The 11,365-nt window shown below is 41.5% G+C and carries 11 protein-coding genes and 1 pseudogene; 9 read left to right on the top strand and 3 right to left on the bottom strand.

Translation table 11 applies throughout. From position 1 onward, the window contains the following. The 8 genes from GS12_RS20755 to GS12_RS20720 all read left to right on the top strand — a co-directional run. Positions 1-206 (top strand): IS3 family transposase (locus GS12_RS20755; RefSeq protein WP_034950393.1); only part of this gene is annotated, 206 nt, incomplete at its 5' end. A gap of 233 nt (positions 207-439) precedes the next feature. After that, positions 440-1,159 carry a sugar phosphate nucleotidyltransferase gene (locus GS12_RS20750; protein ID WP_034950391.1) on the top strand — a complete coding sequence of 240 codons (720 nt, stop codon included), beginning with the start codon at positions 440-442 and terminating at the stop codon, positions 1,157-1,159. A 4-nt stretch (positions 1,160-1,163) separates the two neighbouring features. Continuing rightward, the gene (locus GS12_RS20745; RefSeq protein WP_034950389.1) at positions 1,164-2,135 is read left to right on the top strand and encodes a hypothetical protein; all 972 of its coding nucleotides are present in this window, start codon (positions 1,164-1,166) and stop codon (positions 2,133-2,135) included. Next, positions 2,132-3,208, top strand: a complete 1,077-nt coding sequence (locus GS12_RS20740; protein ID WP_034950387.1) for a hypothetical protein — start codon at positions 2,132-2,134, stop codon at positions 3,206-3,208. The genes GS12_RS20745 and GS12_RS20740 overlap by 4 nt, the downstream gene beginning before the upstream one ends. After that, a complete protein-coding gene (locus GS12_RS20735; RefSeq protein WP_034950386.1) occupies positions 3,180-3,716 on the top strand; it encodes a hypothetical protein in 537 nt (178 codons plus the stop codon). Before GS12_RS20740 ends, GS12_RS20735 begins: the two co-directional genes overlap by 29 nt. Continuing rightward, complete coding sequence (locus tag GS12_RS20730; RefSeq protein ID WP_034950384.1) at positions 3,713-4,129, top strand: NUDIX domain-containing protein; 417 nt, start codon at positions 3,713-3,715, stop codon at positions 4,127-4,129. The genes GS12_RS20735 and GS12_RS20730 overlap by 4 nt, the downstream gene beginning before the upstream one ends. Positions 4,130-4,134: 5 nt before the next feature. Then, positions 4,135-4,662: a P-loop NTPase family protein gene (locus tag GS12_RS20725; protein ID WP_152601458.1), complete on the top strand. Its 528-nt coding sequence runs from the start codon at positions 4,135-4,137 to the stop codon at positions 4,660-4,662. Further along, on the top strand, positions 4,632-5,309 hold the full coding sequence (locus tag GS12_RS20720; protein ID WP_084089801.1) for an HAD family acid phosphatase: 678 nt from the start codon (positions 4,632-4,634) through the stop codon (positions 5,307-5,309). Before GS12_RS20725 ends, GS12_RS20720 begins: the two co-directional genes overlap by 31 nt. A gap of 126 nt (positions 5,310-5,435) precedes the next feature. Here GS12_RS20720 and GS12_RS20715 read toward each other — a convergent pair. Together GS12_RS20715 and GS12_RS23090 are read right to left on the bottom strand one after the other, a co-directional pair. Then, a pseudogene (locus GS12_RS20715) lies at positions 5,436-5,749 on the bottom strand (hypothetical protein); the annotation flags it as partial. A gap of 693 nt (positions 5,750-6,442) precedes the next feature. Beyond that, positions 6,443-7,114, bottom strand: coding sequence for a CPBP family intramembrane glutamic endopeptidase (locus tag GS12_RS23090; RefSeq protein WP_052118548.1), 672 nt, complete (start codon positions 7,112-7,114; stop codon positions 6,443-6,445). Between the two features lie 971 nt (positions 7,115-8,085). Here GS12_RS23090 and GS12_RS20705 point away from each other — a divergent pair. Next, positions 8,086-8,988 carry an integrase domain-containing protein gene (locus tag GS12_RS20705; protein WP_034950396.1) on the top strand — a complete coding sequence of 301 codons (903 nt, stop codon included), beginning with the start codon at positions 8,086-8,088 and terminating at the stop codon, positions 8,986-8,988. Positions 8,989-9,092: 104 nt separating this feature from the next. Here GS12_RS20705 and GS12_RS25030 read toward each other — a convergent pair whose 3' ends face one another. Continuing rightward, positions 9,093-10,214 carry a PIN domain-containing protein gene (locus tag GS12_RS25030; protein WP_235421279.1) on the bottom strand — a complete coding sequence of 374 codons (1,122 nt, stop codon included), beginning with the start codon at positions 10,212-10,214 and terminating at the stop codon, positions 9,093-9,095. Between the last annotated feature and the right edge of the window lie 1,151 nt (positions 10,215-11,365).

The raw sequence follows: 11,365 nt of genomic DNA, 5'->3' as shown, positions 1-11,365 counted from the left end.
ATAATGCGGTTGCAGAAAGCTTTTTCCAGTTGCTGAAGCGTGAACGGATAAAGAAAAAGATCTATGGAACGCGGGAAGAAGCCCGCAGCGATATTTTTGATTACATCGAAATGTTTTATAACAGTAAGCGTCGGCATGGTTCGAGTGATCAGATGCCACCGACGGAATATGAAAATCAATATTATCGACGGCTCAGAAGTGTCTAGATTATCCGTGGCGATTCATTTTATGTTTTAGCTTACTGGTTAGTTGAATTCTGCATTCAAATTTTTATTATCGGTTACTTCTGGAAGCTCATAACATTCCCCACGTTGGGCATGACGTTAGTTCATCTTATCATTTCTCCTTTTAGCCGGCCTGTCTTGCAAGCTATTACCTTAGGCTATTTTTTAACCGTGAATGACAGATACGTTAATAATTACTCTACCGAGCGTTAAAAATGAACTTTATATTTACATTTTGTGGTAACGGAGTAAGGTTTCTTGAAAAAGGTTTCACAAAACCTAAGTTTCTTCTGAAATTAAATGATAACAGAACAATTATCGAACACATAATGGCTGCTATTACTTTTCCAGAAAAATCAACCGTTCATTTTCTTTTTAATGAAAAATATCGTAAATTTGAGCAGGAAACATTTTCAGTTATTGAAAAGATCACATTACCCTATGGATTCACTCTAGATTATAACAGTGATACAACAGGGCAGGCTGAAACTGCATTTATTGCTATAAGCCAAATCGACAACGACCAACCGATCATTATTATGAATAATGACACAATAATAAAGCAGCGCAATTTTTATGATATCGGGAAAAGATTGCATTCGGAACGGGCTTGTTATGTTGATCTTTTTGAACCTGAAATTAAAACCAGCGACTTTAGTTATGCTAAAAAGCATGGTGACTCAATAACAGAAATTAAAGAAAAACAAGTCATATCAGATTATGCTTCGAGTGGCCTTTATGGCTTTTCATCAGGTTCATTCTACAAAGAACTATATTGTACAACTTCATTCTATAACAATGAAAAGTATATTAGTCAGGTAATAGAAGAAGCTATTATCAAAGATAGCTATGTATTCGCACACACTATCTACAACGAAAACCAGACAATCATTCTCGGTACACCAGAGCAATACCACTCTCATATCAACAGGTGAGAATATGAATGGAGCATCCGGCGCTGCGTACAGTTTTGTTGGCAGAAGTTTTATCAAAACATGGCCTAACCATCTTCGTCAAAAAGCATTGGATGAAATATATTGGTATAAGGCGCATAGTAGCAAGTTTAGTTTTTTTCCAAAATATTACTCGTCATCTCAGGAAAATGACAACCTAAGCCTCTCGATTGAAAGACTTGTGGGTTACACAAGTCTGCTTGATCAGTTTTCTAGCTATCCTGGTTGTTGCAGTGATATTAATACACTTTATTGCCATGCTATTGATATGATATTCGATGAAATGCACAGCTTTAAAAGTAACATTGTGCTTTCACATCGAGAATGGTTGACCTATTTGTTTAAACAAACAAGTAATCGCATCATGTCATACTGTCGAAAAAACCCACTCATCAATAAGTTGACATATGATAACGTGGTAATAAACGATAATACCTATCTCAGCATCATATCATGCCTGCAACGCATTGAGCATATTATAAAGGGCCATTGCACTTTACTGGCATTACCGCAAATGGCCACTCTATGTCATGGCGATCCCCATGCAGGTAACATAATGACAAATGGTAAAGACGTTAAACTTATAGATCCACGAGGTAGGTTTATTAATTCCAGCGCATGGTTTTCTCCTCTTTATGATGAAGGTAAAATCATACACGATGTTTTTTTTGAGTACTCAAATATTGTTTCTGGGAAATTCCGGTCTTTTTACGATGGTAAATCTTGGTATTTACAGCAAGAAAATAACCATCATAACCTGAATGGAACCCTAGATTACTTCAACAAAAAGACAGAAGGCGGATGGCTAAGTTATATCTCTGGTGCATTGCTACTGGCAGGTGTACTTCCTTTCCATTACCAACGTAGCTGGCTACCAGAATTTCTACTTATTAGTATAATTGCACTAAATCGAGTAATTAATTCACAAACCTATTATTTTACATGGAAATATAAATGACCCTATATTTGCCTATCGTTCCTAATAATATTATTGTTATAAACTGCTGCTCTGAAATTAGCTCAGTAGTTAAGCATTACTATCCTTCAGCCAGCATTTACCCTCCGCCTTTTAGTAATTATAAACAGGAATTTAATATTAATGTTTCAGTCGACCCTGAATGCCTGAATAAAATCGTCCAATTCAACAATCATAAAATCATCAATTACAAAAATGATATCAAACTTATCCAAAAAAAGTGTAAGAACGGCAAAGCCTACATCATTGGTCAAGAAGCACCTGATTATTGCTATCACATTGATATAAACTTTCCTCAGCAAAAATGCAGCTTTTCTATTTTCCTTTCATCGCTGGCGAAGTCTATATATGTCATCCGTTTTCTACGCACTTTGATCGCTGATATTCACTATTTATCCGACAGAAGGTGTTATCACGCTGCACTGGTGAACTACAGAAATAAAGGCATTCTAATAGTAGGGGATTCTGGCGCAGGTAAGACTTCATTGACCCTCCATCTGGCGGGCGCAGGCGGTAAAGTGCTTTCTAATGACAAATTATTTATTGGCTATGATGCTGAAGGAAAACCCGCTGCCTGGCCTCATGTGACGTCATTCCGTCTTGGTGGTGGGTTATTGAGGAACATGAACAATCAGCGACTATCGAGACTTATTTCCGAGCGTTCAGGTAGTGTTAAAAATTTTCTTAGTGAATTAGACCAGAAAGGAGATTACTGGGGTAACAAAAAAAAACTCGAACTCACGCCGGCTGAAATGAATTATATCTTTGATTCACAGATCATCGATCACTCCCGCGTGGACTTAATCGTATTCAGTCGACGGTCTGAACCAGGTAACTCCGGCGCTATTCAGCCTTCTCAGATGTCATCCCATTCTGAGCTATTGAACGCAAACTTCTTTTCGGTGCGCGATCCGGATTATCCTGAGTCTATCTTTGGAAACTCTTCTTCCGTGCCGTTAACCACAAATGTTCTACACGGCTTACCGTGTCACAGCTTACATTTTAACCCCTATAACGGACTTTCTTATGTCACAGATTACCTCGATCGCCTTTGAGGGGATGCCATTCACTGGTAAAACGTCTGCACTGAAGGCTCTGTTGCACAACGGTTTCTGCCGTAACTATATTCCAGAGACGATTATCGATGTGACCGATGGACAGAGTGCTCAGCTTAATGATTACTATAAGCATCTTGCGACTCTGGAACAGCGATTACAAGGCCACGACTGTCTGATTGATCGCTCACCACTATCCACATGGGTTGTGGATCAGGTTGAGCAACGCCGCTTCTTTTGTTCCGAATACCTTTCTTCGATTGATGCAATCATTGTTTTTATCGGTGCTCAAGACCATGTTAGTTTTCCTTCAATGTCATGTCACTCTGGTCCTTCTCCCTGGATGCGGAAAGAAAATATTGTTAAGATGAAGTCATTATATGAATGGGTTTGTCAAAATGGCCACTTCAGACAAGTGCCTGTCTATACCTTTAAATCTTCATTGTACACAGAAGATTCTTTAGCTAAACTCATAGAGCTCATCGACACCATCAGGAATAAAAAATGAAATTTTTTAAAGAGAAAAATCGCAGCTGCGTTTTACTCAAAAATAATCGTGGCGAGTTTCTTTTTATCAAAGAAAATAGTGATGATTACTGGATACTACCCGGTGGAAAAAAGGAATCGGGTGAATCATGGTATGATGCTGCAGAGCGTGAAATTTATGAAGAGCTGAACCTTAAATTGACTGATATCACTTTCCGTGGAATGATCGAAAACCACTTTAACATTGATGATTGTTTTTATAATGAAACGATGGTTATTTTTGACTCGTGCTGTGCTAGCGATGTGATCAACCATGAAGACCATATTGTGCGACAATGCCGCTGGGTCAGCATGTCAGAGCTGAACGATCTACCGTTACAACCAGAACCTCTGCGACAGTTCTTACTGAATAATCTGGCGTATTATAGGAAATAACAGTTATGAATCCTTCACCACATTGTTTTAAGCGCATTGTAATTACGGGAAACTCCCCCGGCAGCGGAAAAACCTACATGGCGTTGCATCTGCATCAAAAAACCGACATACCACTATTTCATCTTGATCGAATTTTCTGGCAATACAACTGGCAAACAATCACCGAAAAAGAATTTCTGCAGCGTCAAAGTGATATTATGAATAATTCATCATGGATTATTGAAGGCGGTTACATCAGTTCCCTCCGGCAACGTGCGCTGCAAGCTGATCTGGTCATCGTTATTCTGGCTGGTAAGTGGAAAAGCTTATGGCGTGTCGTTGCCCGCAGAGTAAAAAGTGGAGGTGTACGTAAAGACTTACCAGAAGGTTGCCCGGACAAGATAGATATGGAATTTTTGCGCTTTATATTAGCTACCTATTCTGGCCGGCTAGAAAGAATTAAAGAACAGTTGAAAGACATAAGCGCGCCTGTTTACTATATCAAATCAAAGAGAGAACTTGAGTGTTTAATACAAAACCTAAAACTATCTTAACTGCTTCCGTTCTCATTGTACTTTCCTTTTCCTCTTCAGCTCAGAAATCTCTATGTGATACTAAGCAATTCTACACCCCAAAAGATATTAGCTCCGTTATAAGTTCAAAATTCCCTGAGCCTGAGAATGTGGGATTCGATGTGGATGACACACTGCTTTTCTCGACGCCTTCTTTTGTACTGGGGAAAGCTATTTTTTCAATAAACAGCGATGCGTGGTCACATGATGCCAATTTCTGGCAGCAGGTTAACAATGACTTGCTAGTTTATTCTAAGAAGAAAGAGTCGATGCAAAAAATAATTAACTATCACCTAAAAAGAGATGACAATATCTATTTCATTACCGATCGCCCGCGCACAAACACGGAAGGATTAAGTTCTCGCCTGGCAAATGATTTCAATATTCCTTTTTATAAAAGGAACGTGGTTATATTTAAATCTTATATAGATGGTGTAAAAAGAAATAAAGATTATTTTATTAAAAGGAATAATATTGCTATATATTATGGAGATTCCGATTCGGATATTATTCATGATCGCAACACTGTTTTAAAGCTCAGAGTGCTACGTAGCGCTGCGTCACAAAATCAAAGTCATTACCATCCAGGTGTGTACTGTGAGTTTATCATTACTGACACCGATTACTGACGCTTCTACTGCCGGTTTCTTGGAGTTTTGTGGCCAGCAGATCAGTGACATCGATGGTCATGATATCTTCAGGCTTTCTCTTACTGGTGCTGGTCTTCAGCAGCCAGCGAATAGTCACACAGCTGCAGCGTCACCGGCAGCCGTCTGGCGTAACGGCAGACGCCGGACGTCTGTCAGCCGTTGTCGTGCCGTTTCAGCCTCGCGTTCTTCCTGGTAGAGCGGTTCTGCAATGCCGCGACCGGCATCCGTCAGCTCGACGGTCAGCTGCAGCTTCGGGGCGAGCAGGTTCGGCCCGTACACCGGGGCATCCCCGCCCTGCTCCAGCACCCGCTCTATATCCCGCATCGCCACCGGCCCCGGACGTTTCGCATCGAGGGCGGCCAGCACAATCAGCACCCGCCGCTACAGGGGGACGGGCGGCGGCTTATTTTCTCCGTCACGCTCTGATATCCCTGGTCGGCTATTGCCAGAATCGAATTTCTGCAGCCCGGGCAGGTGTAACCCGTAAAAAACGGGTCTGTGATCTGGCCCGTTTGTTCATTGCCGTGAACCCAGGATTGAGGTCATTATAACCTCAGACGGATCACTTGCAGCTGGCTGCAGAAAGGTTTTAGGGCTGCGTTTGGGAACCGCACAATATTGTACGGTTGCGTTATCGCGGTAGGGTGTACTCCCGCGCTATACGCCGTTTTAAGGGGATTTGTCCTTACTCGGATAACCTAAATGCGATACCTCAAGAGCGACAACTTAATGCTGCCAGAATAAAAAGACATTACAAGTTTATGTCAAGTCAGGAGCTGGATAGTTTACGGAATAGCTCTAATGACGGGTCATGGAAAGCGGCCGCTGAAGATGATGCACATCCAGTTTGGGAGGCAATACCTGGTAGCTATTATAAAATGGGCTCTGACTGGAATGATAACGATCATTTAGATGTGGAAATTGAAAAAAAAAACGGGAGTGGGAGTAAACTCTATATAACATATTCATCGGCATCTGTAGAAAGGCTATCGGGATCTGGCGTACAGAAGTTGATGAAGGAAATTCATTCCGTGGCTAAAGGTGAGTGATATTGTACCGGAAAAAGGTAGTTATCATTATGTGTTAATGATAACTACCTTTTTTTAGTTGGTTTATTTTAACTCAATATATAGGCCAAGCGCGATACAAAAAGCATGCAGTAGAATTGGTAAAAGAAGCCCTCTGCTTTGATATCTTGCTCCACAGAAAATTAATGAAAGTGCAAACATTTGGATTTTGGTGGGCAATGAATACTGTGTGTGTATAACTGCAAACAAAACAGAAACAGTTAGCCCACCGATGATATAGCCCGCCTTTTCACCAAGGGCGTTTAAAAAAGAACTCAGGATAATTCCTCTGAAAACCTGTTCCTCCAGTAGAGGGAAAATAATAATTGTGGCTGCGATTTTTACAGCTGCCATTTCATGTGACAAACCTTTAGTAAATTCTGTAACGAAGGGTTCTTTCGGCGTAAGGTAGTATGAAGCAGCGTAAGCAATAATTATGAGCAAGAAAAAAACAAATGACTGCTTGTTAGGTTTCCCCCAGGTTAATCCTTGGTAAAGTGAGGTGTTGTTTAATAAGTGAATTATGGATGAAAAAATTAAAAGCATCATCAGAGGCTTAATTATCTGCAAATGTAATATTGAGAAATTAAGCCGGCTCATTAAGAATATGTTTAGATCAATAGAAGTTAATAATAAATAAAAGAATAAAAAGTTAGATAATCCGAAAATCAGAATCATAAGGCGTTGTTTTAAAATATCCATATCAACCACTTTCATCGGAGAAAACTACATGTTAGTGATCAAAAAAAACGGTGTCTACATCCATTTGACGTCGTATTTCCCTGTTGGTAATATCAAATTGTTGTAATGTCGCACTGGCGACCACCAATGCTCTTGTAGCCTGTGATGAGCGCCTTCGGGTGGCTACAGTCGCACTTAAGCTGCGACCACTAATGTTCCGGCAGTCTGTGAGGAGCGCCTTCGGGTGACTGCACAATAAAACTCTCTAAGCCTGAAAGGGAGTACATGAACAATGTGGCAAATTTGCTCACCTTTGAAAGCAGATATCGTCCATGAAAGCGCACTATGACGCGACGATGAAGGTTTACTGTGTAGCATAGCTGCCAGTTTCAATTCACTTCCGTTCGGTGAACGGCATCAGTTCAACGTCTTCTCATTTGCAGTGATACGCTCTGAGTTGCGTACGACTTTTGCACCGACGTATAAGGCCATTTGGTACATTTGGCCGCTTACGGAGTTGCATTAGGAGCACGAAGCTGCGCGGCGTCACTTGTGAAGTGGCGAAGACACTACCAAGTGACGCGCGCAGCGCATAACGTCTCAACCCACGTAAGACGTGGTTCTCAACGTTTTACTACCATCTGACCAACATGTAGCACGTGTCAGTACGGTTTTAAAATCACTTTCACATCAACGTAAGCACGACGGGAGGCCGTCTGAACGTTCAACTATCAGTAAGGAGAAAATCGACTCGGTATCGATGGCGACACTACGAGCAGTAGTGTTGGAGGCAGCTTGACGTAAGTCAGCTCTGCACAAGCAGCAAACGGATCAGAGATCTGGGGTGCCTCGCAAGAACTCAACAATTCGCCGCCCCGATGCACAGATACCAGTCGAGACGCATGAAGCGCAAAAGCAACCGTGTCGTCGGGGAATGAATTGCTGGTCTACAGACCCGTCTGCTTCTTTACAAGCAGAGGGACGTGTATGCCTTTGGAGATAGTGAAATGTCCAGATTCAGTAAACAGCTGTGTAAACAACTCGTCACGCTTGCTCGTCAGGGACGGGGAAGTTATAAAACGGTGGCTGACCGCTCAAGAATTGCAGAACGTTTTTCTGAACGTCTGTCTGAACTGAATATTCAGATCAGGGACGTAAAACATATCAAAACTTCCCATATTGAAAAGTATATTGAGAGCAGGAAGGCAGACAGTTTGTCTCTCAGGACGTTACAGAATGAGATGTCTGCTATCCGTTCTGTTTTATTATCAGCAGGAAGAAATAAACTTGCCGATCCCAGTCACATCAACCTGAGTAATCAGGCGCTCGGGATTTCTGGAGCTAACCGGGATGGAACTAAACTTCCAATTACAGACGAAAAACTTAATGCTGTGGTTAGTTTTGCTCATAGAAAAGACGAAGGCGTTGCTCTTGCTGTGCAACTTTCCCGATATCTTGGATTGAGAACTGAAGAAACCGTTCAGTCTGCAAAGTCTTTAAAGACATGGAGGCAGGCACTGATTAATAATCATGAGCGTGTCCGTGTTGTTTTCGGGACTAAAGGCGGACGTCCAAGGGAAACTACAGTTTTTAATCGTGAAAAAGTTTTATCAATTCTTGACAAGGCAATTAATTATGCCAGTGAACATAACGGGAAACTGATTGATAAACCCTCTTTGCATACCGCTATTGATCGCTACCGTAATATTGTAAGAGAGGCAGGGATGAATGGTAAAAATGCGCCGCACAGTTTACGTTACGCTTACTCCCGCGATGCTGTAAATTACCATATTAAAAATGGAATGGGCCGTGAGGAAGCCGAGGCACTTGTTTCAATGGATCTGGGGCATGGAGATGGAAGAGGACGCTATATAAAACAAGTTTATTTCAGGGGAGATGTGTCCGATTGATTAAGCGATTTAGTTAAATCAAGACGTGATGAACACTGTAGCATACTGAGTGCTACAGTGTTTTTCCTAAAATTATAATTGTAGAAAAAAGAGTATTTGTAGTGTTATTCAAACCCCATGTCATTATCATCATCAACAAAGTTATCAGTTTGACTGACTAAAGTTCCTTTATCTGCATCCAGAAGAATGTAACTGTCATCAAACTGCAAATCTATTATTTCAGCATTTTCTTTTATGCCATCGTTAAAGCCGATATCGATGTTTAATCCGAGTGTCTGATGGAAAATAAAACTTGATATTGATTCAAATACAAAGGCGTATGCTTTATCTTCTGGGTCCCAGGGGGAACGCTCATATTCTGGATAGTGGAGGTCAGCATTAATAGACACTTTAACAGAAAGTTCATAGCTTGCTGAATCCCTGTTAACATCAGTGAGCTTTGGAGAGGATAAAACAACGTCTTTAATTTCTAACTCTCCTATCTCAATATCATGATAGTCGGCCCCTTCGGGAATGCACTCCATTTCACTAAGGTATTCTTTTATACGCTCAGTGATGCTGTCACGGAGTTTATCAAAAACACCATCTGCAAAAGAAGCCATGTCTTCTAAGTCTTTATCATTACGAATCAGGAGGTCGACTAATGTCTGGATGCTGCTTAAATGGATAAAGCTTTCATTTTTTTCTGAAGCCGATATAAGGTCTTTATCTTCACTAACAATGTACACTTTATGCGTACGTTTTTCAGCTATCTCGTTTACGGCCTCAAGCGTAAAAGCATCCGGAAATTCTTTTTTCTTTCCGGGCTGATCGAACGGAGGTGCATTAGTGAAATACTTCTCGAATACCAAAAGAGGATTGATATTTTGTACGCTTATTTCTTCAACTCCCCGGCATTTAAGAAACTGTTTGAAACTGGCAAGTGCATCGCTGATAACAGCTTCTGCATCTGGTTTTACGAATATCTCTGTTGGTACATGCGCCGGAGTAGTTCTCAGTATCGGGGCATACGTTTTCTGAAATTTATTAAGTTCTTTTAAGGCTTCCTCAGCGTTTTTACGAATATGTAATTCAATTTCTCTGCGTGTGATATCAGTAACAAGGATGCGCACTTTATCATGTGATGCAAAATTCTCCAGTTTTTCAAGAATGTATAAACCAAACTGAAAATGCTTTCGTTCATAGGCAGATGTATCGATATAAACAAGGCGGGTAATGAGTTCCATGATCATCTTCCTGATATGGTTGGGGGGATGGTTCAGTATAAGTCTCATCCAATACTTGTTGTATGATTCAGTACACAAGGTTATCTGCGGCTTGACAGATCTGCGTTTTGTTTTGAAAATGAACAGGCTTATACGTTGCTTTTGCAACCACCAATGATTCAGTAGCCTGTGAGAATCGCCTTCGGGTGGCTACAACAAAAGCTCCTGTAACCTGAAAAGGGGCAAAAAATTGGTAAATCTGCACACCTTTGAGAGCAGATATCGTCAATTTAAGCGCACTATGACGCGACGATAAAGGTTCCTTCTGTACTAACCAGACAGTCAGAATGTTGTTTTTTCTGACTCCCCGACGGGAAACACTTCCCGGTCGGGCAGGTGTTTCCCTTTTTTTATGGAGAAACACAATGCCTGTCATTTCTTCTGCGGTTTTCCCTGAATACCTTCTTACGCAACTTCAGCAGTCTGCTGACGCAGCTGTCCGGAGACTAAAATCTTTCTTTTATCTACATCGCAGCAGCGGCTGGTATGTCAACGGCTCGGGCAATTATGCCGTCCGTGCGCATATCACATCTGTCAAAGACCAGGGCTTCAGGGTCTTTCTTACTGTCCGCAGAGGTTGTCACCGCGCTGAGTATGTTTTTCACCGCCTGCCGGTTTCCTCTCCGGAGGGAATAACAGGTCGTCGAAACGCATACCTTTATGCCTGCCGTCAGGCACGGCACCTGGCACACCTGCGCTATCGATTTACCTCGGCCTGAACGGCCTTAATTTCTCACCCCTGCAGGGATTAACGCCCGACAGGGGCGAAATCCCTTTTTAATTCGTACTGAAAAGAGGATTTAACCATGAACCATACTGATATGGCACTGACACTTGTCAAGACTGGTGACGATGAGTGGAACTCAATGTGGGAACGCCTGGGCAACCACGTGCGTATTTTCATTAATGGAGATCACCCAATAACATCCATCGAGATCGGGTAATAACATTTGAGCAGATCGCTGAATAACATCGATGGAGATCACTTTTGACTCACTTTGTTATTCGGTGATCTCCATCGATGTTATTGGAACTTCACAGGTGTGTTGAACTGTATCTTTTGCCATTCCGGTGAAGGATACTTATGCCGACAGTTCCTATCTCTATGAGAA

The organism is Erwinia oleae (assembly GCF_000770305.1).
In the GTDB taxonomy this organism is placed as follows: Bacteria; Pseudomonadota; Gammaproteobacteria; order Enterobacterales; family Enterobacteriaceae; genus Erwinia; species Erwinia oleae.
This window is presented reverse-complemented; position numbering and strand designations above follow the sequence as displayed.

Excerpts from the sequence above, each read along its gene's own strand:
- GS12_RS20750 (WP_034950391.1), top strand. The coding sequence starts at position 440 with ATGAACTTTATATTTACATTTTGTGGTAACGGAGTAAGGTTTCTTGAA.
- GS12_RS20745 (WP_034950389.1), top strand. The coding sequence starts at position 1,164 with ATGAATGGAGCATCCGGCGCTGCGTACAGTTTTGTTGGCAGAAGTTTT.
- GS12_RS20740 (WP_034950387.1), top strand. The coding sequence starts at position 2,132 with ATGACCCTATATTTGCCTATCGTTCCTAATAATATTATTGTTATAAAC.
- GS12_RS20735 (WP_034950386.1), top strand. The coding sequence starts at position 3,180 with ATGTCACAGATTACCTCGATCGCCTTTGAGGGGATGCCATTCACTGGT.
- GS12_RS20730 (WP_034950384.1), top strand. The coding sequence starts at position 3,713 with ATGAAATTTTTTAAAGAGAAAAATCGCAGCTGCGTTTTACTCAAAAAT.
- GS12_RS20725 (WP_152601458.1), top strand. The coding sequence starts at position 4,135 with ATGAATCCTTCACCACATTGTTTTAAGCGCATTGTAATTACGGGAAAC.
- GS12_RS23090 (WP_052118548.1), bottom strand. The coding sequence starts at position 7,114 with ATGAAAGTGGTTGATATGGATATTTTAAAACAACGCCTTATGATTCTG.
- GS12_RS20705 (WP_034950396.1), top strand. The coding sequence starts at position 8,086 with ATGTCCAGATTCAGTAAACAGCTGTGTAAACAACTCGTCACGCTTGCT.
- GS12_RS25030 (WP_235421279.1), bottom strand. The coding sequence starts at position 10,214 with ATGGAACTCATTACCCGCCTTGTTTATATCGATACATCTGCCTATGAA.